Below are 21648 nucleotides of genomic sequence, written 5' to 3'. Positions count from 1 at the left end.
GGAGCACCTGGTCCAACGGGAGCAACCGGAGCAACCGGCCCAACGGGAGCACCGGGAGCAACCGGAGCAACCGGCCCAACGGGGGATTCGGTAACAGAGACTTCCGCATTCGCAGCAAATACTGGGGGAGAAACCATAGCTGTCGTATTAGGGGGGACAGAAGTTCCTTTACCTGATGCTCAGACATTAGATGGAATTACCGTTGATGGAACAAACACTGTATTTACCGTTCCAGAGGATGGAAGGTATTTCATTTCATACAGTATCAACTTAACTGCAAGTTTAGCAGTAGGGTCTAGACTAGTAATTAACGACACACCAAATGAGGCATCAGAAATCAACCCCGTTCTTACGTTGTCAAATTTTGATGGTGAAGTAATTGTTCCATTAGCTGCCGGAAGCACGATCTCTCTTGAACTATTTGGTTTAGCTGGAGCAGCAGTGCTTCAGGATGGTGCAGGGGCAACACTTTCTATTATACGAATAGATAACGACTTGTAAGGCCAAATGAGTTAAACAAATGTTTGTTTAATTCATCTATGAAAGGGGGGATTCTTATCCCCCTTTTACACATATAGAAAAGTATAAAAATTTGGCTTTGTTAAGCTGAATTTCAGCGATAGCCACGTCCAGCTCCAGCGCTCAGAGACTAGCGAAGGAACTTCAACGAGTAAACTTCATTGCCTTTGTGCCGAGGTAACGCAGGCACAAGACTTCCCTCGCCTTCGTACGATAAGTCAACATCGGCTTCGAGAGGTAAGGAAGGTCGACTAAAATCGGACTTTGCGGCCAACGTCGACATACCCCTTTTGCAGGGGCATGTTTCCTTTATTTCCTACGGCTCAGTCCAGTCCGTACGTCTCTACCCAGTGCGCTTGCGCTTTTGTACATAAGTAGGTTAACAAAATTGAAGGAAATTCAGTAATAATCTACTTATAACTAGTATATGAAAGGAGTGTAAGAATGGTATCGATTAGTTTATGTATGATCGTTAAAAATGAAGAGGAAGTACTTGCGAGGTGTCTTGATACTGTAAAAGATATTGTTGATGAGATCAACATTATAGATACTGGTTCAACTGACAGAACCGTGGAAATTGCAAAGAGGTTTACAGACCGAGTGTATTATTTTGAATGGATTGGCGATTTTGCAGCTGCACGGAATGAGTCATTTAAATACGCAACAAAAGATTATATTTTATATTTAGATGCCGATGACGTACTGCTTGAGGAAGATCAAATTAAGTTAAAGAAGCTAAAAGATACTCTCAATCCTTCCATCGACTCCGTATCGATGTATTACAATGCAGGTATTGATGAATATGGAAATGTAACATTACAATATCGAAGAAATAGACTAGTAAAAAGAAATAAGAATTTTACTTGGAAGGGCGATTGTCATCAATATTTGGAAGTTTACGGAAACATTATCAACTCAGATATTGCCGTTACCCACAAAAAAGTTCGCCATTCAGTAGGAAGAAACTTATCCATATATCAAAAAAAATTGGATAGAGGAGATAAATTCACACCGAGAGATTATTTTTATTATGGAAATGAATTACGTGAAAATGGCTATTATGATGAAGCGATAGAAAGCTACGAAAAAAATCTACAAATGGAGGAGGGATGGATTGAGGACAAGGTTTATTCCTGTATCAATAAAGCAGATTGTTATCGTCTTGTAGGTAATGTCAAAAAGGAATTATCTTCTCTGTTTGAATCTTTTCAGTACTCAAAAACCCCTCGTCCGGAAACCTGCAGCAGAATTGGATATCATTTTCAACGAAAACGGGAATATGATTCAGCAGTTTATTGGTATCAACTAGCTACAGAATTGGAGCATGATCCTAATAAGTGGAGTTTTACCTACCCAGCATATGCGACATGGTATCCTCATCTTCAATTATGTGTTTGCTATTACAATCTACAACAATTTGAAAAATCCTATTCACACAACGAAAAAGCAAGAGTGTATCGACCAAAAGATGAGAGGATTCTCTTTAATAAGAATTTACTTGAGAAAAAACTAGGAGTTAGTGAAACGGACTCATCTGACTAATACGATCTAATTATTTGTGAGGGGGGTGAAACGTTGAATTCATTAGGAAACGTTCTTATCACAGGAGGAGCAGGATTTGTCGGTTCCCAATTAGTAAAGGAGATAATATCATATTCAGATCATGTGTATGTCATCGACGATTTATCTACTGGTAGTTTATCTTCCTTGCCAAACTCGAGTAAATTAACTGTAATCGTAAAGCCTATTAATGATGAAAAAACCCTAAATGAAATTATTCCACAAGTAGATTATATATACCACTTAGCCTGTAGTAATCTTACGCAATCAATTAATGACCTAGATCATGATTTAAACACCAATTTGCTGGATGGTTATTTGTTACTGAAAAAAATAGTAACCTTAAATCCAACAATTAAACGGTTTATATATACCTCTACAGCATCCGTATATAGCCAGGCAGAAAAACTCCCCACTCCTGAGGATTACTATAATATAACTTTACCATATGCAGCCAGTAAGTTTGCGTTCGAACACTACTGCCAAGTTTTTAATCACATATATGATATACCGACTACAATACTGAGGTTATCTAATTTATATGGACCTGGACAATTAACTTCCAATCCATATTGTGGTGTAGTAGCAACTTTTTTTGAATGTGCAATGGAAGGAAAACCCTTACCGATTTATGGTGATGGATATCAGACAAGGGACTTTACCTTTATTGATGATGGAATTGCTGCTCTGTTATTAACGACAACCACTCCAAAAGCGATTGGAAAGGTTTATAATGTAGGTACTGGTATAGAAACTGATATATTAACATTAGCTAATAGCATTCAGGAAATAGTTAAGGTAGATTCTAAGCATGTGGTATTTAAACAAGAGCGCTCCATAGATGTAGTCATTAGGAGAAGAATTAATGCGGAAAAAATAAGTAACGATTTAAAATGGAAAAGTCAGACTCCGCTTCTAGAAGGTCTTTACCGAACTTTTTTATGGTTACAGGATAAAGAGAAGCAAGAATAAGGTGGCATTTTTTAAAATGCCACCTTTAACATATCGGAACTACAGAGAAATTTTTAATGAAAGACTAGCTCCCACTAAAATATAGAGGGGTAACGATTCATTAGAATTGATTGTAGGCATGTTGAGGGTGTTAATGTATTCTAAAAAAAACGGTATAAGACCTTTTGATAAGGAACCTTATACCGAAATGTTGTTACTATAGTCTCTTATTCGTTATCATTATCATTATTATTAGTACCATTGCCTACAACACCAGGGAAAACAACTGGGCATTGTGGCGGGATAGTTGGTGTTGGGCATTGCTCTACTAGAATATCTCTAGGCTGACAGAAATCTGCTACCAATTCGAGTGTTACATCTGCAACGGATTGAACACTTTGACAGACATTTAAGAAGATATCGACGCTTTCTAATGCTCCACCGACACAATTGACATTTACACTACAATCAACGTCAGACACTCGAACAATAAGTCTTGTTCCATCTGGAGCACATAGATAAACGGATTCTGGAATTTCAACTTCAATAGCATCTGATGTTACTACAAATGGAGTTGTACCCGCAATACCGGAAAATTCAACAACTACATTAAGGGTTTTGATGAATGATACCCGTTGTAACGTAACTAGAGATCCATTAACCACAAATTCGCGGTCTTCTCTTTCACCCACTTCGGTTACTGGTATTTCCGCATTTGGTGGTAGTTGATTACCGGTTACCGGATCCACTAAATAACAAGTAGTGGTTAAACCACTGACTGTCGGGTCACATGGATCAATAGGTAATACACCAAGTGCAGCAGCAGTAGCAGTTTGATTTAATTCCTGTTGCAATATAACCCAGTCGTAAACCTTTTCTGCATTCATACATAGAAGCTCTTGGGCACCTTGTAATGGTTTTTCCTGCATATTTTCTCTCCCTTTCTTTTAATTGTTTATCAGTAACAAATTATGTGTTTTAACTGCCTTTTGAACTGTACAAAAGACTATTTTCTAGTATTTCCAACCAAAAATGTGCTTCTATCTAAAAATCTATAAATAGGCAAAATAGATCCTAAATTTGTCACGCTGTTATATCTCGACTCATAAAATACTCTAAATACGTACGTTTTGAGGTGGATTTAATGCTACAAAGCTATAGCAGGGAGGATGTTGAGAAGTTACTGATACAGGTTAAGAAATATAGAAAAATAATTAAAGACTATCAAGAAAATGATCTTAGCCTAGATTATTATCATTTAAAGGCTGAATGTAAAATCCTTAAGGAAAAACTAGATGAAACCAGGAAAAGACTATCGAAAATAGAAGTAGAGCATAAGGACTCCCTATTTGCATATAAAAAATTAGTAGAAGAGCGGAATCAATTGCAACAAAAAATTAATCAACTGGAGGACGATTTAACAAAAAGGGATAAGACCGCTAAGAAACAAAACGAACAATCCTCCCAATCTAGTGAGATTGAACTAAAAAAATTGGAGCAACTATTTATTGGATTTCACAATGAACTTGTTGATGTGAGCAAGCCAGATGAGAAGGAGAATAAGGATGAAGCGCCATTTTTTCATTTGGAAAAGTGTAAGAATTTAACAAAGGATCTGCTTCAAACCTTAACGATATTAGAAAATGGAATAAAATCTTTAAATGGAAAGGAGCCATACGAAAACAAAATGGATGAACAGGAAAGGAAGGAAAGTGAACATGAAAGCTTAAATAAAGTGAGGGGAGGAAGAGATGAGATTGAAAAAAATATGATTCATTTAACGGAGAAAAGTATAAAAGGAGCGGAATCCATTCAAAGCAATGATCAAGAAAACACAGTAAATAATGAAACAAAAACAGAGCCAGCTCATGAACTAGGATCAACAACATCAGACTCCACGGATCATCTCCAGCTTAATACAGCAATAAGTAACCTTCAAAGTGAAATTTCAGATATAAAGAAAATACTTGAGGAGAATAAGAAAGAGAAAAACGTATCTACAAGCAAATCAAAGCCGTATAATTTTTTGGAACAGGCTAGAGCTAATCGGGAGATCCCAAGAAATAATAACAAAAAGGAAATTACGTTTAGAGATTTACAAGGTGCCTCAACAATGTCCCCTGTACTGGGAAGTAAACTTAAAAAGAAAGAAATACAAAATCAAAAACCATTCTTTCAACAAGCTAATAAAAGAACTTACGTACGTCATAAGGATGGGAAAAACAACCCTATTACACAACCAACTGAAAATAAGAAGGTAACGAACACAAAAGCTGAAAGTAGTGGTAAAGAAAACTATCAATCAACTAATGAAGTAGGAAATAAGGAATTACAGGAAACCAATTCTTTGAACTCAACTATGACCAATCACCCAATTGAGAAGGAAGCGGAGAGGAAGACAAATCATGTTAATACAACGAAACAAGATAACCAAGCAAAGGAAAACCGTCCTAGTGAGGAACAACAAGCATTCGTGAACGATGTGGATAATAATGAGGAAAAAAAATCAAAGCTTAGGTCACTTTGGGATAAGATAACCAAATATTAATAAAGTGAAAGGAGCTATTTGCCTAGGGGAGATAGCTCCTTAATCACATCCAAATACATCTTCATGAAATGGTCGGTAATACCTTCAATCTGAAAACGGTGAGGAGTATATAAGTATGGGGGAACTACCGTTAAATGTCTTATGTATTTATCAATTGTTGTAGAAGAAAGGAAAAACATAAAATAGGGAAGTTCAACTAGCCTAATTCACTTTGTATAAATTGTGTTATTTCTTCTAACTGTTTCCTGTTGCTACTTATCGCTTCATTAAGTTCATCAATAATACTCTCCACGGAAGTGTCCGTGTTATCTGTTTGATTCAAATTAGAGTGGTTGGATTTTATTCGCAAATCAATGAGCATTGTTAAGATGATATAATCTAGCGTCTCCATACTCGTTGTCCGATCTGCTTGCTGAATAAATTCTTTATAAATTAAATCTTGCAGCGTGAACCACAATTGCTCCTTATTACTCATCTACTCTCACACCCCTTATGCTTTTGTACTGACATTTATTGAATTTAGTGATGTAATTCCCTTTTCCTCAGCATTGGAGTAAATAAACGCCTGAACAGAGCATGAAAACGAACCTTGGTTTTTCCACTTTATTTGAAATCCAGAAAATGAGATGGTTTCGAGTGGAGAGAGTTGTTGTTCCTCGGCTAAACGAAACCAGTGGTCCTTTTGATCCTGTTCTTGATCTTCATCATTGATATTTTCTTCAAAAAGCTCCCATAAACTAGATGATGATGTGTTATCTAGTTTCATTTTATTTGTTCGATATTTTCCAGAGAAATCATATGTATCTTTAGTATTAATTTGTAAGCAGAGATAAACATTATTAATCGTATCTTCAGTAAGATTTAAAATATGAAAGTCACCCAAAATGATATTTTCTTCTCGTCTGTTATTCGTAGTACTTAACGAATATGTAAAATAACCAATTAGGCTAGAGTGTTTGCTTTTACGTTTATATTTCATTACTAATTGCTTCATATCTTCTACATATGCTTTCGTTTGATTATTTAAGACAGATAGCTTTTCCTGTATGATTTCTTGATCCTTCAAGATTCCTACACCTCCAATACATGAATGGAACTTATATATACATATGCAAGGTGTAATCGAAATATTAATGCGAAAAACGACTTTATCATGGAGTTCATCTATACCAATTTTTCTATAAAACATATAAAGAGTATATAAGTATTTTGAATTTCAGGATGGGAGTCATCGGAATGGGGAAAATCGTGAATACAGTTAAGATTCCTAGAGAAATATTTGTTATGGTGATAAAGCACTGTCAAGAAGCCTTACCAAATGAAGCATGTGGTTTTTTGAGTGGTAAAGTGAATGAAACAGTTTCTTCCATCTGGAGGATGAAAAATGAAGCTAATTCAAGACATCAATTTTTAGTTAGTCGTGCGAACGTTAAAGAAACACTGCGTAAGGTTGAAGCAAAAAAAGAACAGGTTATCGCATTATATCATTCACATCCAACTGCGCCTCCAATCCCTTCAACGGATGATCTTCGCTATCATCCAGATGAAGAAGTGAATATGTTAATTTTATCGTTGATGCATGATAACTTAACTTACAAGTGTTATGCGGTCCACTACGATAATTATACTGAAGTTCCTATTCAGTTTGTTTAACTTCCTCTATAGATTAAAAAAATAGCACGGAAATGTGCTACTTTTTTTTAATCTTTCTATTTATACGAAGAAGCCGAATTGCCATTCCAAAATCCAAAGTTGCAAATACAGCAAAGAGGATCGTTGTAAAGTTCCAAATCGACTTTCCATCTGCATTTAGTAATGCGACGTACATAAATAAAATTCCTAAGGCAAAATAAATAAACGCTCTCGTCCTTAGTGTTAATTTCATATTGAGTTATCCTCCAATTACTAACATCATCATTTGTGATTGTTCCAGTTGATTTCTCATCCGCTCCAGGTCTTCTGGATCTAAGTTATACTGGATAAGAATGGAAATAGAATTTAATACCATGTGAACGATAATTGGTACAATAATACGTTTGGTCTTTACATATAAAAAGGCGAACACAAATCCTACCGAGGAATAAATTAGTAAATGCTCTGGTTCCCCATGAATTATTCCAAAAACAGTAGCAGATAATAGTCCAGCAAAGAAAAAGTTCATTCGTTTATATAAAGATCCGAAGATTATTTTACGGAAAATGATTTCCTCTAGAATGGGGGCAAGAACCATGGGAACAATCATAAATAAAGGAATGGTTCGTGTTATTCCAGTTATCATTTCCGCATTTTTCGATTCTATTTCAAATCTAAAAACTTCTGTTTCAATAATACTAGCTATTCCTTGAGCGAAATAAGCCATAAATATTCCTACGATTGACCAAAGAACAATTTCTGGTGTTTTACTTGGTTCATTTCTAGCTTGTCCTATTTTCATTTCTGGCTTCAATAGTAATAAGACAACAATAACACCAGCGATAAAGCTGAAAATGGACCAATAGATGGAATAGATGGCTAAGGTTTCTTCACTCAGAGTTGTAGTAAAGTCTAGTAAGGATACAAAAACAACTCCAGAAAGTTGCATAAGAACATACGTTAAAATGACGAACCAATAACGATTTGTCACGAAGTCAGCTCCTTTAATCTAACATCCTATTGTATAGTTTGCAGCAATTTTACATAAACTAACGTCATTTGAGACATTCGCTTGTATTTTATCATATTATTGGCTTCCATAATAATAGAACGTCATTTTAAAATTTGAGTTAAAAAATTTTAAAATAGAGCAGTATCTCACTTGCAATTCAAAAAAAATTTATTTATTATAATAATTGGTATTAGCACTCGATGTCTTTGAGTGCTAACAAATCATAAAAAATAAGATAAGGAATTAAGGAGGTTGTCTACATGATTAAACCACTAGGAGATCGAGTTGTTATTGAGCTTGTCGAACAAGAAGAAACAACAGCAAGCGGTATCGTACTTCCAGACTCTGCAAAAGAAAAGCCACAAGAAGGGAAAGTTGTTGCAGTAGGTTCTGGTCGCGTAACGGAAAATGGTGAAAAAGTAGCGCTTGAGGTTTCTGAAGGAGATCGTATTATCTTCTCAAAATTTGCTGGTACAGAAGTGAAGTATGATGGCACTGAATACTTAATTCTTCGTGAAAATGACATTTTAGCTATCGTTGGTTAATCGAATTTGAACATATCATAACATAATTTTGTTTAATTATTAAGGAGGGCATTTCAATGGCTAAAGAGATTAAATTTAGTGAAGACGCACGTCGCGCAATGCTACGTGGTGTAGATACATTAGCAGATGCTGTAAAAGTAACTTTAGGGCCAAAAGGTCGTAACGTTGTTTTAGATAAAAAATTTGGTTCACCTCTTATTACAAATGATGGTGTAACCATTGCAAAAGAAATCGAATTAGAAGATTCATTTGAAAACATGGGTGCACAACTTGTATCTGAAGTTGCATCTAAAACAAATGATGTTGCTGGTGACGGTACAACTACAGCTACTGTTTTAGCACAATCTATGATTCGTGAAGGATTGAAAAACGTAACTTCTGGTGCAAATCCTGTTGGTATTCGCCGTGGGATTGAAAAAGCAGTTGCTACTGCAGTAGAAGAATTACAATCTATTTCTTCACCAGTACAAAGCAAAGAATCTATTGCACAAGTTGCTGCAATCTCTGCTGCTGATGAAGAAGTTGGTAAACTAATTGCAGAAGCAATGGAACGCGTTGGTAACGATGGTGTTATCACAATAGAAGAATCAAAAGGCTTCAATACAGAGCTTGAAGTTGTAGAAGGTATGCAATTCGACCGTGGATACGCTTCTCCATACATGGTTACTGACCAAGATAAAATGGAAGCTGTATTAGAAGATCCATATATCTTAATTACCGATAAGAAAATTGGTAACATTCAAGAAGTTCTACCAGTACTTGAGCAAGTAGTACAACAAGGTAAACCAATCCTAATTATTGCAGAAGATGTAGAAGGGGAAGCACTTGCGACATTAGTTGTGAATAAACTTCGCGGTACATTTAATGCAGTTGCTGTAAAAGCGCCTGGATTTGGTGATCGTCGTAAAGCAATGCTTGAAGATATTGCTGTTCTAACTGGTGGAGAAGTAATTACAGAAGATCTAGGTCTAGATCTTAAGAGTGCAACAATTGACCAATTAGGTCGTGCTTCAAAAGTTGTTGTAACGAAAGAAAACACAACTGTTGTTGAAGGTTCTGGAAATCCAGAAGCGATTTCTTCTCGTGTTGCACAAATCCGTGCACAAGCAGAAGAATCTACTTCTGACTTCGATAAAGAAAAATTACAAGAGCGCCTAGCTAAATTAGCTGGTGGTGTAGCAGTAGTTAAAGTTGGTGCTGCAACAGAGACAGAATTGAAAGAGCGTAAACTTCGCATTGAAGATGCATTGAACTCTACACGTGCAGCTGTTGAAGAAGGTATCGTTTCTGGTGGTGGTACGGCACTTGTAAACGTATATAAGAAAGTAACTGACTTAGCTCTTGAGGGAGACGAAGCAACTGGTGTAAACATCGTTCTTCGTGCGCTAGAAGAGCCAGTGCGTCAGATCGCACACAATGCTGGTCTAGAAGGATCGATCATTGTTGAGCGTCTAAAAGGCGAAGCAGTTGGCGTTGGTTATAACGCAGCAACTGGCGAATGGGTAAACATGGTTGACGCTGGTATTGTTGACCCTACAAAAGTTACTCGTTCTGCACTACAAAACGCAGCATCTGTAGCAGCAATGTTCCTAACTACAGAAGCAGTAGTCGCTGACCTTCCAGAAGAAGATGGTGGCGGTGCGCCAGACATGTCCGGAATGGGTGGCATGGGCGGAATGGGCGGCATGATGTAGTAGACGTCTATAAACATTGATAGATCAATGTTTAATGTGACGCCCATCTACTTTTGACCACAATTTGACCTTTTTTAGTCAAAATCAAGTACATTTTTCATGAGACTCCCGAATTTTTCGGAGTCTCTTTTTCTTATTTCTTCGGTTGTATGAAGGTATACATTTTTAGTGGTTTTATCATCTGAATGACCTAATCGTTCCATAATTCGTTCAATAGAAACCCCAGACTCTGCAAGTAAAGATGTATGGGTATGTCTTAATGAGTGAGGTGACAGAGTTTCATTTAATTTGGAAAGTTTCAGTAACCTTTTCATACGCTGTTCAATAATTTTCGGATAGATCGGATAGCCAGGATAGTTAGTTGTATTTACAAATAAGTAACCACGATCGTAGTATTGACTTTGATAATCCTCTTTTAATTGGTTGTTGGTTTCGGTTAAACTTTCTAACGCCTGTACTACCCGTTCATCTAAATCAATCTTCCGAATAGAACTTTGTGTTTTTGGTGTAACGATCTCAAAGTTTTTAACGTTATTATTAGGGTTATAATAGGTTTTGGTAATGCTTAAAAGGTGAATGTCTCCTTTTTTCTGCAAATCAGATGATTTTAGAGCGCATAGTTCACCTATTCGGAGTCCAGTATAAGCTAATGTTAAAAATATTGGATAATCTAAATGTAACCCTTGTTTATATGCAGTTTTCAGAAATGTAGCGAGCTCTTCTTTTTCCATGTATTTAGGAAGATCTTTTTTATTTTCTATATCTTCAACAGTCTGTCTTTTCTTCGATAGATAAGCATACTCAGTCGGATCCTTCTTAATCACTTCCAACTGCATAGCCTTTTTAAAAATCATTCTACCCGTTCGGTGAATACCATCAATTGTTTGATGGGCGAATTTTTTTTCAAGCTTGTGTAGTGCTTCTTGATACATTTGCCAAGTAATATCTACCATACGAATGTTTTCAAAATATATATTTAAGTTATTTATCTCATGATTTCTAATTCGTATTGTTCCAGGCTTAACACCACGCTCTTTTTCATATATATCCAACCATTTAATAGCAAACTCACTGAAAGTAATAGGATTATTATTAAACCCTTTCCCCATGTCTATATCATTAGCCAATTGCCTTGCTGCTATTTCGGCTTCACCTTTACTATTGAATCCACGTCTAGTGGTTTCCCTTTTCTTTCCTGTTTTCGGATCGTAAACAGTGCGCATTTTAAAAAGCCATTTTTCCCCGTTTTTTGTTTTATATTTTTGGAAACTAGCCACGATTACTCCCCTTTCTTGACCACTTCTTTTGGAATTTCGATGTGATCAATAACCTTACCTTTTATATCCCCGTTTTCATCCCTATGTAAGTTTGTATATACAGGGATTCTAATTTTAGTTTCTTTCCCTTTAGCTTCCAAAGATTTAATTTTCACAATATCCCTCCTATAGGTTTTTATCTATTACTCTATCCATATACATAATTTCTTTAATATCAACTACTCTAATAACCAATTCTTTTACGTTGTCCGTGGTATAACCATGTTCATTAATCCGTAATTCTATATTTGATAGATTAATGCCGAAATAATTTTTTTTAGAATGATTACGGAGCAAGTCACTTAATAATACTGAAACTTTCCAATCATCATGATGAAAATAACTTATATCAGATTCATTATCGGGATCTGCAGTCAAGTATAAAATCGAATTTGACCAATCTATATTTTCTACAACAAACCATAACGGAATCTTTTCATCGTGGAAATGTTCATAATACATCGTTACATCATTCATTATTGAGCTCCTTTAAGTTGATTATATAATTGATTCATTATTGTTTTTGTTTCAGTAGACCAGTTAGCTGGATCATAGCTTTTCTTATAAAGAGTTTGCTGTTTTTGAAATTCACTATCTATATAAGCCTGTTGGATCCTTCTGTTAATTTGTTCAACTCGAACTTTGGCTAATTGCAGTGGGACCTGAAAAATAAATGCCAATGAATAAATTATTTGGTCTTTATAACGTGACAAATCCAGCTGATCTATCATAAAAAACGGCATCGCTGCATATAGCATGAATTGATTTGCTTGTTGCTCTTGCAAGGTTAAAAAAGAATCAACAAATCCAGTTTGATCACCATGGTGCCTAATAGGATGACATAATTCATGAAAGAATATTTTCCTCATTATCGTTTTAGGTTTATTGGGATTTAAAAATATAACCGCATCTTCTTCATCCCATATCGCTACTTCTCTTGTTCCCTCCATGTATTCAACGTGAATACTTAACTTTTTAGATACATTTTCAATTGTTAGATCTGATGGAGAAAGAATATTATGTTTTTTATAAAGGTTTTCTAACATTAATTCTAGATCAGTTCGTTGGTATGATTTAAACATAGATTACCTCCATAATAGAATGTGTGTTCGGTTTATAGTTTATAAAAAAGAACCTCAAAAGGCCCTTATTTAATTATTTATTTATTGTCTTTTAATTTGCGAAATATCTTTAATTGTTCTTCAAGGTATTCTTTTTCTTGGTCGGTGATTTCGTCGAAGTTGTAGAAGGCTCTGCTAGGATTATTGCTTTTTTCAGAAGCGTTTGGGTTATCTGTTTTCCCGATTAAATAATCAGTAGTAACATCGAAAATATTTGAGATCTTTTGCAAAGTTTCAAAACCTGGTTCTCTTGATCCAGACTCATATTTAGAAATAGTTGAATAAGAAACACCTAGTCTATTAGCAAGGTCATCTCGACTCCACTTATTTCTTTTTCTTAGGTAAGATAATCTATTTCCAAACTCCATATAATAATCCTCCGTTACCTTCAATTACTTCTATATTACACTATTTGTCCAATACATAAATATTTTTGGACGAAATGGGCAGAAAAGTGTTGACTTTGGACAGAAAGTCCATTATGATTAAATCAATAAGACAATTCGTCCAGGAAAGGTGGTGAAGTAAATGAGACACAAATTAAGAAATGTTCGAATCACCAAAGGATACACTGATGTAGAAGATATATCCAAAAAAATTGGAATATCAGCTTCTTATTACTATAAGATCGAACAAGGAAAAAGAACACCCGGAATTATTCTAGCAAAAAAAATAGCTGATATTTTAGGTCATACAGTAGATGAACTTTTTTTTAACCAAAACTTGGACGAAGTGTCCAATAACACAAAAGCTATTTAGGAGGTTATTTAATGAATCAGCTTATAAGAATGTTCGACGATCAGCAATTAAGAATTATCGAGCAAAATGAAGTACCTTGGTTTTTGCTAAACGATCTAGTTAAAATACTTGGACTGAGTAACAGTAGGATGGTAAAAGACCGATTAGCTGATGACGTAAGTTCTACTTACCCCATCCAAGATTCGCTTGGCAGAACGCAACAAGCTACATTCGTCAATGAAGATGGATTATATGATGTCATTCTAGATAGTCGTAAACCGGAAGCAAAACGTTTTAGAAAATGGATCACTTCAGAAGTTCTTCCATCAATTCGAAAAACAGGTATGTATCAAGCACCCAAAAATGAGTTGGAAGTAATTCAACAAACAGTTAATCAAATGGTTAGGATTGACAACCGTGTTTCGGATTTAGAAAACAATATGCGCATTGATGGTGCACAAGAACATGTTTTAAACAAAAAAGGTAGACAAGTTGTTATGGAAGTTCTAGGTGGTAAATCTTCTCCAGCATATAAGAATATGGCTTTCAAATTATTTTCGGCCTTCTGGCGCGATTTTAAAAACCACTTTGAAATCCCTAGGTACGGAGATCTACCAAAGAAAAAGTTTGAAGATGGGTTACGTTTCATTGGAATGTGGCAACCATCAACTAGTTTAAAAATTGAAATAGACGAAATAAACAACCAACAAACTTATAACGAGGTGATCTAATTGAACATAACCTTAGAATCTCTAGAAGCTAAACTCTTAGAAGAGAACTTGAAAGTAATGTTTCAACAGGCATATGAACAAGGTCTTCATGATGCAAAATCGATTCAATCGCTTCCACCAATGTTAAAAAAGAAAGACCTTGCTGAATACTTTCAAGTTTCTCTACCAAGTGTAGAAAACATCATTAGAATGGAAGGTTTTCCAAAGTCTAAAGTAGCAAAAGCTAGATACCCACGAGATCAAGTTATTGAGTGGGTGAATAAAAATGTCGAGCGTGTTAATCAGTTGCAGAAAGCAATCTAACAATCTACCGAGTGGGGTCGGTAATTACATTATAAGATTAATAGCTTAATAATTGGGTTCCATAGTGGAAAAGTTTCCATGATGGAACAATACCAGATCACTACCCGGTTGAAGGGGGTGAGAGGACATGGAGAAGATTGAACTTAATGGACAAACGCTCAGAAAAATGAGAAAGCGCAGAGGGATGAGTCAAGATATCCTCGCAGATAGGTTACATATGTCACGAGGAAATATATCAAAACTAGAACACGACAAGCTCGAGATCAGAGGGAAAGACTTAATGCGTTGGGTTCAGGAAACAAATTCCCTTGATATGTTGGTCGCTATGGGAGCACAAATTGATTTGGCAAGCGCAACACAAATGATAGTCGATTTTGTTCCAACTGCAGGATTCATTTTTATTCTAGGAGGTCTCATATGAGGGATGAAACAAGATCAATCGCAGTTCTAGGTTTAATACTATTGATTTTCATCATCATTAATCATTTAGGAGGGATAGCGTGAAGGAAATGTATTTACAAAGTGACTTACCAGAAGCCGAGAAACACGAACAATGTTATAGGGAATGCAGAGATTTAGCCGATGTTCACATGGCTCATGGAAATTATGAATTGGCAAAACAACGAATTACAGATGCTTTGAAGTCGGCTCATGAATTATCGAAGTTGAAAACTAAGAAGAAAGAAGAAGAACGATACAAGAATCTACTGAAAGATTTAGTTGAAATGGACGTTGATATCCAAATAGTACAGGTGCATTTTGAAAGGTCTGGTCAATGTGATTTACAAAATTCGGGAATCTAAGTGGACGTATAGAATTGGTATTCTTTTAACATTTATTTTCTTGTATTGGGCTTTGATAAATAGTTAGGAGGGGATTGCATGTCTAAGAAATTACCAGTAGCTAAACACTTGTCTGATGCTGAATACAGATTACTTTTGCAAGTATATGCTGACCATAACCGAAGCATGGGAATGGAAAAGCGAAAAAATTACACGCTATCCAACATTGTAAAGGTGAAAAGGAATGTTAAAGAAAAATGTCTTGAAGTCTATTACGAGAATGGAGATTGGTGGCATTATGCAGCTAATGGATCTTGGTACTAAAAAAGTGCAAAAAAAATAACTCGTGCAGCGAACACGAGAAACTTAATCGGTAAATAAATTATACCACCTGTAAAAACAAAAAGGCAAGGACTTTTAGTCCTTCCTTATAGAGTAGGAGCGTGACAATTCCCCTTTCAAACGTCTCTTCCTGCGTTCCTACTCTATAAGGGGCGACTAACCCCAAACAGCGCGTTCGTTACCTGCTGTTAAGTCAAATACATAGAAAGGGAGGGATATTATGCCTGAAGGATTAACTTTCCAGGAATATAGAAATCCAATCGTTGCAGGGTGGAAGGGATGGATTGAAAACTCTAAAGGAAATGTAGTTGCTTTTGTGAAGCTAGATGGACGAGTAGTTACTGCAGCATAAATACGAAAAAGACTCACCCTTACCACAAAGTGAGTCAGTGACAAACAATTATTAGTTATATCTTAGCTTAAATTTACAAGTTTTACAAGAAAGTGGGGATATCGTTGCTGGTGCCATATAGAGTTTTAATTCCAAAAGAAATATTCGACAACTCGACTAATGAACAGGATCTACTTGTCCATGTATTAGATTATATGCAGCGATACCCACATTATGACTTTATTCGGTTGGAAAATAAATTTGCTATATGTGAACGTAACCAAAAAGATTGGAGGGAAAAATAATCATGCAAGGTTGGATCAAGTTACATCGAGAACTGCTAAATAAGCCCATTTGGTTAGAGTCTACTCCTGAACAAAAATCCATATTAGTCACTCTGTTAATGATGGCTAATCACAAAGAAAAAGAGTGGGAATGGAAGGGACAAAAGTTCAAGGCGGAACCAGGACAATTTGTAACAAGCCTTGAAAAAATAGCATTTAAAAGTGGAAAAGGTGTATCTATGCAAAATGTCAGAACGGCTATAAAACGCTTTGAAAGATACAATTTTTTAACAAACAAATCAACAAACAAAAACAGGCTCATAACCATTGTTAATTGGGAGATTTATCAAGATGTTGAAAATGAACCTAACAAACAATCTAACAAGCAGTTAACAAGCAACCAACAAGCAGTTAACAAGCAACTAACAACTAACAAGAATGTAAAGAATGATAATAAGAAAGATAAAAATAATAGTCGCAAACAAGTTTACGACGATACATCAATTTATTATCAACTAGCAGTTTACTTTTTTGACCAAATTAAAAATAATAACCCAGAACACAAACAACCAAACTTCCAAACGTGGGCAGATGATATTCGTAAAATTATCGAATTAGATAAACGTACGGCAGAACAAGTTCAATACTTAATGCGTTGGGTGCAACAAGATGAATTTGAAATGGTGAATGTTCTTTCGCCGTCCAAGTTGAGAAAACGATTTGATTCATTGGTAATGAAAGTGAAGCGAGAACAACCTTCCAAGGTAACGCCTATCACCAAGCATAAAGAAAAGCAATATAACTACGGATTTTAGGAGGTACTGAAATGCAAGCTATTAAAGAATCTAACGGCATATTACAACCCAAAGAAAAGCTAATAGAAACATACACCTGCGAAGGATGTGGCAGATTCGTTGAGAGAAAAGAAATGGTAATACCAATGGGGCCACGTAAAGGCGAGATAATCATCGCTAACCTAGGATGTAAATGCGAGGATATTCGTCTTGTCAAACAAGCTTTGGAACAAGGTAAAAAAAATAAAGCAAAAAAGGTTCAGCAGCTATTTGATAACAACTCGATTTTAAACACATCTTTACAAAAAGCGAACTTCAAAAATTATAACCCACCAACAACCGAACTTCATCATGCTAAGAGTAAATTGATGGATTACGCTAATAATTTTGATGTCAATGAATCTCACAATCTATTACTGGTAGGGAATTACGGGACTGGAAAAAGTCACTTAGCAGTCGCAGTTACAAAAGTGCTCATGGAAAGAGGGCTTAGATGCCTGTTTCTCTCGGTACCGAAATTGCTTACTAAAATTAAACAAACATACAACACATCGAGTAAATTTAGTGAGTCAGATATCTTGGATTTAATAGAGAGTGTAGATCTATTCGTGTTGGATGACTTGGGCACAGAATACTCGAACAGTAAAAGCGAAAATGACAGTTGGACGCATACTAAGATATTTGAAGTATTAGATAACCGATCCGGTAAACCTACGATTTTTACAACAAATTTGGATAGTGTTCAGCTGCAAAAGAAGTTGAATGAACGTAATCTTTCCAGGGTTTTAGATGGAACAGAAATCGTTAAAATGGATGGCCCTGATTACCGTAGGAAGGAGTTTTAATTAATGTGGAACGGAATGAAAAGCGTGATGGTATTTGACCCAAAGGACACACAAGAAGAAACAAATCGAAAGTGGATTGAGTGGAATCAGCATAAAAGTGCTGTACAAGATAAGGCGGTACCAGGAGCAGAGGAAACTAGAAGGAAAATGAATGAGTTGAGGGCATGACTGTTATCCAACGAAAAAAGAAAAGCAGAAAAGAACTAGATCAAGATGGCGGTCTTGTTCGAGTGTTAGACAAGTATGAAGAACACTTTTCTGTAGGAGTGTTGAAAGAAATAACGGAATTATACAACGAGGGCCATTGTGTAGAGGGCATCGCAGAAACATTTAAACGTCCAGTAATGGAAATCATAATGGCTCTTATGCATCAGGCTGATGAAGAGAAAATTACTAGGGCTTTTGCTTTGCGGTTGTGATTATGGAAGTGGCACACAACTATAATTGTCTTTTTGATCACAAGCAAGAGCAAGAATTAATTTACGTACTTTACGAGGATTTAGAAGGATATATCCATTACGAATATAGTGATGATCCAACAAGACAAGTTTACACCATGACAAATAAACAGTTGTATAGCTACAAACGAATTAGGTGGGAGGATGGGTAGGAATGAATGAAACAGTTGAATGTCCATATTGCGAATATGAAAACGATATGTCGGAGCGTACGGTTGATTTACCAGATGATCATAAATTTGATCATGAATGCGACAGTTGCGAAGAAGAATTTGAAGTGTTTGTAGAATTTGAGCCTAGCTACAGCGCTGGAAAGATTGAATATGGAAATTGTCAAAAGTGCGGAACAGAAACTAGAGACATATGTGAAAAAGGTCGTATATTTCCATATCCCAAACATCTGAAAGAAACAAAAATATGTAGGCCTTGTTTTTATAAAGCTTATGCAGAAGAACTTGAAAGTGAAGTGAATGAACGGCAAGCCCTGGCAGGTGAATCCAATGAAGTACATCACTCCTGAAGATTATTTAATCGCTGAACAGAACGGGATCAACAGAGCTACATTGGAAGCTAGAGTTAGATATTATAATTGGCCAATCGAAAAAGCAATAAAACAACCAGTTAAGAAATATGGCGATTATCCCGAGATAGCAGAACGAAACGGTATTAAAAAGAGTGTTTTCTACAAGCGTGTCAGTTTGGGGTGGGATGAACAAACTGCTGCAACTATGCCAGTTAAGAAGCGATTATTTAGTCCAACAGAAGATTACGAGGAACTTGTAAAGGTTCTTGGATTGTGAATACGAAGGAGGTAAACCTATGAATCTAACAGAACTTACAGAACAAATCGAACAGTGGGCGAAAGAAAGAAACCTTGATACTGCTGATCCTAATAAGCAGATGTTAAAGCTTGGTGAGGAATTTGGGGAGTTATGCCAAGGTATGGCCAAAGATAATATGGACCAGGTAATTGATTCAATCGGTGATATGTTTGTAGTAATGACTATACTTTCAAGACAGTTAGGAATCAATATTGAGTGCTGCGTGTTAGACGCTTACAACGAAATTAAAGACCGTAAAGGAAAAATGGTAAACGGTGTATTTGTAAAAGAAAGTGATCTGGCATGATAAGTAAAGTCAGAGCAATCACCAAAAGGAAATGCGTTGATCTATGCAGGGATAAGGAAAAGCGTGGTTATGAGTGTGTGAAGAAGATTCATAAAGTGATGATTCCATATAAACATTTCAGCAAAAGGAATAAATATTTAGCTTCTACTTATGACGAATATTGGGAAGCGATTTATAAACGATAGGATGTGAAGCCTTTATGAAGATAGAGAAGAATGTTTTAAAACAGCATTTTGATAGCGAACAAACTAATCCTAGATTTATCGCTTATCTAAAGCATAGAGGGTTAACAGTTGGCGATCAATATAAGGTCCACGAATTTATGAAATGGATCAGAAGTAAACTAGAAGATTTTAAAAAAGAAAATAAAATAAGTAAATATCATCCACTCTCCAATGAGCAGCAACTAGAATTTACAAGATACATAAGTGGAGAGGACAAACAATTAGAACTACTAGATTTAACTTAAACAGTGAGGTGAACTTAGTGACAGAACTAACAACAGCATTTTTATTACTAACTGTAGTGTTATACGCATTAACAGTAATTGCATATTCAAAAGCTTATAGAAAGTCATTAAAACAAATAAACGAGTTGCAAAGGGATCTCATGAATGAGCAGTTATCAAATGATCGCTTAAGGCGGAAGGTTGGGAGGGAGAACGAGTGAATAAATGCGTTGAATGTGGCGAAGAAGCAAGATACTGGGGCGGTTATTTATGCGAAGAATGTTATAGAGAGGCGTTGAAGGAAAAAGCATAGGGGGCAGGCATATGTCAAAGACAGCAGAAATTAAACTGGATCAAGATGCAGTATTCGTAGTTAAAAAAGGACAACTGAAAAAGATTAACGCTCCAGACAGTGGGTATGGAGAGCAAACGATTACTTGGCAGAACGGGAAGATACATGCAGAGAAGGTTAGTTATACGGTGAAATAGAAACAAAATGCAAAGGAGGTAAGTCGGTGAGTATAACGCAATTAGAGCTTATTCCCGAGAAGAAATATGAACTAAATGAAGTTGATCTCAAGCATTGTTGGTCAATTCAAGAGAAAATCGAAAAACATTTCAAAGTCACCTGGAGAACTTCATTTTATCGAATTGTAGCATTCCACTTAAAAGACAAGAAAAAGTTTATAGCTAGAATCGCAGGAAGCTTTTACTTTGGGGAATTAAGTGAAGATAGGGTCAAATGGCAAAGAAGTTACCACGGTAAAGGAGACCAATTATATAAATGGATTAGCTGGGTAGAAGGTGACAATAATATGGAAGTAGATTTATTGCTGATGTGGTGTCCAGGAAGTGATCTAAGGGAAAACTATGAGAGGAACAAGCTTTATTTAGAAAGACAAAAAAGTAATGCGCAACTGAATTAAATAAGCTACTGGAACAACCAGGGCACAGATTGAGCGTTAATACGCTTGGTTTGTGTCCTTTTATTATTTCGAGGAGGGGTCGGAATGACAGAACAACAATTATCTTTCAAATTACCAAAGATAGATCGCGATGCGACACGTGATGCAGTAGAGGATCAATTAGAAAGTTATAAGTTTTATCTGCTAATGGATCCAGAGGATATTGAACCTAAAGTAACTTCATCATTAAAGCTTGTTGCAACTGCACCTAGCAATCAGTTCCATTCCAGCACGGAAGATGCAGCAGTTAAAAAGATAGATCAAGAGAAAAAAAGGCGAGATTTTATCAAAAGAATACAACGGGCGGTTAATCGGTTAGCTTTCCAAGAACGATCGATTATAATAAAACGTTATTTAACTGATGAAGACGTTTATGATTATGAGATTTATAATGAACTTGGATTTAGTGAAAGAAAGTATTATCGAATTAAATCAAGAGCGTTTTATAAGCTTGCTCTAATTTTGCGTATAGAAGTGTATGAGCAAGGAGATGAAGCAAGTTGAACTTTGTACAACCTGTTAGAGATCCAGAAGTGATTAGAGAAATCAAGCGATATTTAAGAGAGCAAAGTGAAAGAGATTATATGTTATTTGTCACAGG

The 21648-nt window shown here is 35.8% G+C and carries 38 protein-coding genes and 1 pseudogene; 29 read left to right on the top strand and 10 right to left on the bottom strand.

Going from position 1 to position 21648, the window contains the following annotated elements:
* From BMX40_RS20445 to BMX40_RS18210, 3 genes are all read left to right on the top strand, one after another.
* Window positions 1-501, top strand: a 501-nt coding sequence (locus tag BMX40_RS20445; RefSeq protein WP_170840850.1) for a collagen-like protein, incomplete at its 5' end; no start/stop codon positions are given.
* Window positions 502-963: 462 nt separating this feature from the next.
* Window positions 964-2061, top strand: a complete 1098-nt coding sequence (locus BMX40_RS18215) for a glycosyltransferase (protein ID WP_090872643.1) — start codon at window positions 964-966, stop codon at window positions 2059-2061.
* A 33-nt stretch (window positions 2062-2094) separates the two neighbouring features.
* The gene (locus BMX40_RS18210) at window positions 2095-3051 is read left to right on the top strand and encodes an NAD-dependent epimerase/dehydratase family protein (protein ID WP_090872641.1); all 957 of its coding nucleotides are present in this window, start codon (window positions 2095-2097) and stop codon (window positions 3049-3051) included.
* Window positions 3052-3257: 206 nt separating this feature from the next.
* On the opposite strand, the gene BMX40_RS18205 is transcribed toward BMX40_RS18210, so the two are convergent.
* Window positions 3258-3959: a BMQ_0737 family morphogenetic spore coat protein gene (locus tag BMX40_RS18205; protein ID WP_090872638.1), complete on the bottom strand. Its 702-nt coding sequence runs from the start codon at window positions 3957-3959 to the stop codon at window positions 3258-3260.
* 215 nt (window positions 3960-4174) lie between these two features.
* Between BMX40_RS18205 and BMX40_RS18200 the strand changes: the two genes are divergently transcribed.
* On the top strand, window positions 4175-5578 hold the full coding sequence (locus BMX40_RS18200; protein ID WP_090872636.1) for a GAS domain-containing protein: 1404 nt from the start codon (window positions 4175-4177) through the stop codon (window positions 5576-5578).
* A gap of 196 nt (window positions 5579-5774) precedes the next feature.
* Here the strand turns inward: BMX40_RS18200 and BMX40_RS18195 are convergent, their stop codons facing one another.
* Both BMX40_RS18195 and BMX40_RS18190 read right to left on the bottom strand, forming a co-directional pair.
* Window positions 5775-6053 carry a hypothetical protein gene (locus tag BMX40_RS18195; protein WP_090872634.1) on the bottom strand — a complete coding sequence of 93 codons (279 nt, stop codon included), beginning with the start codon at window positions 6051-6053 and terminating at the stop codon, window positions 5775-5777.
* 15 nt (window positions 6054-6068) lie between these two features.
* Window positions 6069-6644: a hypothetical protein gene (locus tag BMX40_RS18190; protein WP_090872632.1), complete on the bottom strand. Its 576-nt coding sequence runs from the start codon at window positions 6642-6644 to the stop codon at window positions 6069-6071.
* Between the two features lie 170 nt (window positions 6645-6814).
* Here BMX40_RS18190 and BMX40_RS18185 point away from each other — a divergent pair, with 170 nt between their 5' ends.
* Window positions 6815-7231 (top strand): M67 family metallopeptidase, encoded by a 417-nt coding sequence (locus BMX40_RS18185; protein ID WP_170840849.1) that lies wholly within the window; start codon window positions 6815-6817, stop codon window positions 7229-7231.
* Window positions 7232-7268: 37 nt separating this feature from the next.
* On the opposite strand, the gene BMX40_RS18180 is transcribed toward BMX40_RS18185, so the two are convergent.
* Together BMX40_RS18180 and BMX40_RS18175 are read right to left on the bottom strand one after the other, a co-directional pair.
* Entirely contained in the window at window positions 7269-7463 is a 195-nt protein-coding gene (locus BMX40_RS18180; RefSeq protein WP_090872628.1) for a YdiK family protein, read from the bottom strand.
* A 6-nt stretch (window positions 7464-7469) separates the two neighbouring features.
* Window positions 7470-8201, bottom strand: a complete 732-nt coding sequence (locus BMX40_RS18175; protein WP_090872625.1) for a CPBP family intramembrane glutamic endopeptidase — start codon at window positions 8199-8201, stop codon at window positions 7470-7472.
* A gap of 281 nt (window positions 8202-8482) precedes the next feature.
* Between BMX40_RS18175 and groES the strand changes: the two genes are divergently transcribed.
* Both groES and groL read left to right on the top strand, forming a co-directional pair.
* Window positions 8483-8767: a co-chaperone GroES gene (gene groES, locus BMX40_RS18170; RefSeq protein ID WP_090872623.1), complete on the top strand. Its 285-nt coding sequence runs from the start codon at window positions 8483-8485 to the stop codon at window positions 8765-8767.
* A gap of 56 nt (window positions 8768-8823) precedes the next feature.
* Window positions 8824-10461: a chaperonin GroEL gene (groL, locus tag BMX40_RS18165; RefSeq protein ID WP_090872621.1), complete on the top strand. Its 1638-nt coding sequence runs from the start codon at window positions 8824-8826 to the stop codon at window positions 10459-10461.
* A gap of 74 nt (window positions 10462-10535) precedes the next feature.
* On the opposite strand, the gene BMX40_RS18160 is transcribed toward groL, so the two are convergent.
* The 5 genes from BMX40_RS18160 to BMX40_RS18145 form a co-directional block, all read right to left on the bottom strand.
* On the bottom strand, window positions 10536-11738 hold the full coding sequence (locus BMX40_RS18160) for a site-specific integrase (RefSeq protein ID WP_170840848.1): 1203 nt from the start codon (window positions 11736-11738) through the stop codon (window positions 10536-10538).
* A 2-nt stretch (window positions 11739-11740) separates the two neighbouring features.
* Window positions 11741-11893, bottom strand: a complete 153-nt coding sequence (locus tag BMX40_RS20440; protein WP_170840847.1) for a hypothetical protein — start codon at window positions 11891-11893, stop codon at window positions 11741-11743.
* A gap of 10 nt (window positions 11894-11903) precedes the next feature.
* Window positions 11904-12254 carry a hypothetical protein gene (locus tag BMX40_RS18155; protein ID WP_090872619.1) on the bottom strand — a complete coding sequence of 117 codons (351 nt, stop codon included), beginning with the start codon at window positions 12252-12254 and terminating at the stop codon, window positions 11904-11906.
* A complete protein-coding gene (locus BMX40_RS18150; RefSeq protein WP_090872616.1) occupies window positions 12254-12859 on the bottom strand; it encodes an ImmA/IrrE family metallo-endopeptidase in 606 nt (201 codons plus the stop codon). Before BMX40_RS18150 ends, BMX40_RS18155 begins: the two co-directional genes overlap by 1 nt.
* Window positions 12860-12936: 77 nt before the next feature.
* On the bottom strand, window positions 12937-13266 hold the full coding sequence (locus tag BMX40_RS18145) for a helix-turn-helix domain-containing protein (RefSeq protein WP_090872614.1): 330 nt from the start codon (window positions 13264-13266) through the stop codon (window positions 12937-12939).
* Window positions 13267-13426: 160 nt separating this feature from the next.
* On the opposite strand from BMX40_RS18145, the gene BMX40_RS18140 reads away from it, so the two are divergent.
* The 22 genes and pseudogenes from BMX40_RS18140 to BMX40_RS20715 all read left to right on the top strand — a co-directional run.
* Window positions 13427-13657 (top strand): helix-turn-helix transcriptional regulator, encoded by a 231-nt coding sequence (locus BMX40_RS18140; protein WP_090872612.1) that lies wholly within the window; start codon window positions 13427-13429, stop codon window positions 13655-13657.
* An 11-nt stretch (window positions 13658-13668) separates the two neighbouring features.
* Window positions 13669-14367, top strand: coding sequence for an ORF6C domain-containing protein (locus BMX40_RS20720; protein WP_244513655.1), 699 nt, complete (start codon window positions 13669-13671; stop codon window positions 14365-14367).
* Window positions 14368-14670, top strand: a complete 303-nt coding sequence (locus BMX40_RS18130; protein WP_090872610.1) for a helix-turn-helix domain-containing protein — start codon at window positions 14368-14370, stop codon at window positions 14668-14670. It begins immediately after the preceding gene.
* 127 nt (window positions 14671-14797) lie between these two features.
* The gene (locus BMX40_RS18125; protein ID WP_090872608.1) at window positions 14798-15091 is read left to right on the top strand and encodes a helix-turn-helix domain-containing protein; all 294 of its coding nucleotides are present in this window, start codon (window positions 14798-14800) and stop codon (window positions 15089-15091) included.
* Window positions 15092-15170: 79 nt separating this feature from the next.
* A complete protein-coding gene (locus tag BMX40_RS18120) occupies window positions 15171-15473 on the top strand; it encodes a hypothetical protein (protein ID WP_090872606.1) in 303 nt (100 codons plus the stop codon).
* 78 nt (window positions 15474-15551) lie between these two features.
* Window positions 15552-15776: a hypothetical protein gene (locus BMX40_RS18115; protein ID WP_090872604.1), complete on the top strand. Its 225-nt coding sequence runs from the start codon at window positions 15552-15554 to the stop codon at window positions 15774-15776.
* 238 nt (window positions 15777-16014) lie between these two features.
* On the top strand, window positions 16015-16146 hold the full coding sequence (locus BMX40_RS20840) for a hypothetical protein (protein ID WP_280139693.1): 132 nt from the start codon (window positions 16015-16017) through the stop codon (window positions 16144-16146).
* 110 nt (window positions 16147-16256) lie between these two features.
* Window positions 16257-16430, top strand: coding sequence for a hypothetical protein (locus BMX40_RS18110; protein WP_170840844.1), 174 nt, complete (start codon window positions 16257-16259; stop codon window positions 16428-16430).
* The gene (locus tag BMX40_RS18105) at window positions 16430-17224 is read left to right on the top strand and encodes a hypothetical protein (RefSeq protein WP_244513665.1); all 795 of its coding nucleotides are present in this window, start codon (window positions 16430-16432) and stop codon (window positions 17222-17224) included. The genes BMX40_RS18110 and BMX40_RS18105 overlap by 1 nt, the downstream gene beginning before the upstream one ends.
* 11 nt (window positions 17225-17235) lie before the next feature.
* Window positions 17236-18048 carry an ATP-binding protein gene (locus BMX40_RS18100; protein ID WP_090872598.1) on the top strand — a complete coding sequence of 271 codons (813 nt, stop codon included), beginning with the start codon at window positions 17236-17238 and terminating at the stop codon, window positions 18046-18048.
* 3 nt (window positions 18049-18051) lie between these two features.
* Window positions 18052-18216 carry a hypothetical protein gene (locus BMX40_RS20435; protein WP_170840846.1) on the top strand — a complete coding sequence of 55 codons (165 nt, stop codon included), beginning with the start codon at window positions 18052-18054 and terminating at the stop codon, window positions 18214-18216.
* Window positions 18213-18467, top strand: coding sequence for a hypothetical protein (locus tag BMX40_RS18095; protein ID WP_090872596.1), 255 nt, complete (start codon window positions 18213-18215; stop codon window positions 18465-18467). Before BMX40_RS20435 ends, BMX40_RS18095 begins: the two co-directional genes overlap by 4 nt.
* 8 nt (window positions 18468-18475) lie before the next feature.
* Window positions 18476-18658 (top strand): hypothetical protein, encoded by a 183-nt coding sequence (locus BMX40_RS18090; protein ID WP_170840845.1) that lies wholly within the window; start codon window positions 18476-18478, stop codon window positions 18656-18658.
* Between the two features lie 2 nt (window positions 18659-18660).
* On the top strand, window positions 18661-19026 hold the full coding sequence (locus BMX40_RS18085; RefSeq protein ID WP_090872592.1) for a hypothetical protein: 366 nt from the start codon (window positions 18661-18663) through the stop codon (window positions 19024-19026).
* Window positions 19007-19306, top strand: a complete 300-nt coding sequence (locus BMX40_RS18080) for a hypothetical protein (RefSeq protein WP_090872590.1) — start codon at window positions 19007-19009, stop codon at window positions 19304-19306. The genes BMX40_RS18085 and BMX40_RS18080 overlap by 20 nt, the downstream gene beginning before the upstream one ends.
* Window positions 19307-19325: 19 nt before the next feature.
* Window positions 19326-19634, top strand: coding sequence for a MazG-like family protein (locus BMX40_RS18075; RefSeq protein ID WP_090872588.1), 309 nt, complete (start codon window positions 19326-19328; stop codon window positions 19632-19634).
* Window positions 19635-19833: 199 nt separating this feature from the next.
* Window positions 19834-20103, top strand: a complete 270-nt coding sequence (locus BMX40_RS18065) for a hypothetical protein (RefSeq protein WP_090872585.1) — start codon at window positions 19834-19836, stop codon at window positions 20101-20103.
* Between the two features lie 17 nt (window positions 20104-20120).
* A complete protein-coding gene (locus BMX40_RS18060) occupies window positions 20121-20303 on the top strand; it encodes a hypothetical protein (protein WP_090872583.1) in 183 nt (60 codons plus the stop codon).
* Window positions 20304-20406: 103 nt separating this feature from the next.
* Window positions 20407-20571: a DUF3954 domain-containing protein gene (locus tag BMX40_RS18055; RefSeq protein ID WP_090872581.1), complete on the top strand. Its 165-nt coding sequence runs from the start codon at window positions 20407-20409 to the stop codon at window positions 20569-20571.
* Between the two features lie 26 nt (window positions 20572-20597).
* Window positions 20598-21008: a hypothetical protein gene (locus BMX40_RS18050; protein WP_090872579.1), complete on the top strand. Its 411-nt coding sequence runs from the start codon at window positions 20598-20600 to the stop codon at window positions 21006-21008.
* An 84-nt stretch (window positions 21009-21092) separates the two neighbouring features.
* The gene (locus BMX40_RS18045; protein ID WP_090872577.1) at window positions 21093-21551 is read left to right on the top strand and encodes an ArpU family phage packaging/lysis transcriptional regulator; all 459 of its coding nucleotides are present in this window, start codon (window positions 21093-21095) and stop codon (window positions 21549-21551) included.
* Window positions 21548-21648, top strand: a pseudogene (locus tag BMX40_RS20715) (tyrosine-type recombinase/integrase); the annotation flags it as partial. The gene BMX40_RS18045 and the pseudogene BMX40_RS20715, both read left to right, overlap by 4 nt.

This window comes from Oceanobacillus limi (genome assembly GCF_900111445.1).
In the GTDB taxonomy this organism is placed as follows: Bacteria; Bacillota; Bacilli; order Bacillales; family Amphibacillaceae; genus Ornithinibacillus; species Ornithinibacillus limi.
Note: the sequence above shows the minus strand (reverse complement) of the source record. Positions and strands in the feature narration are given on the sequence as shown.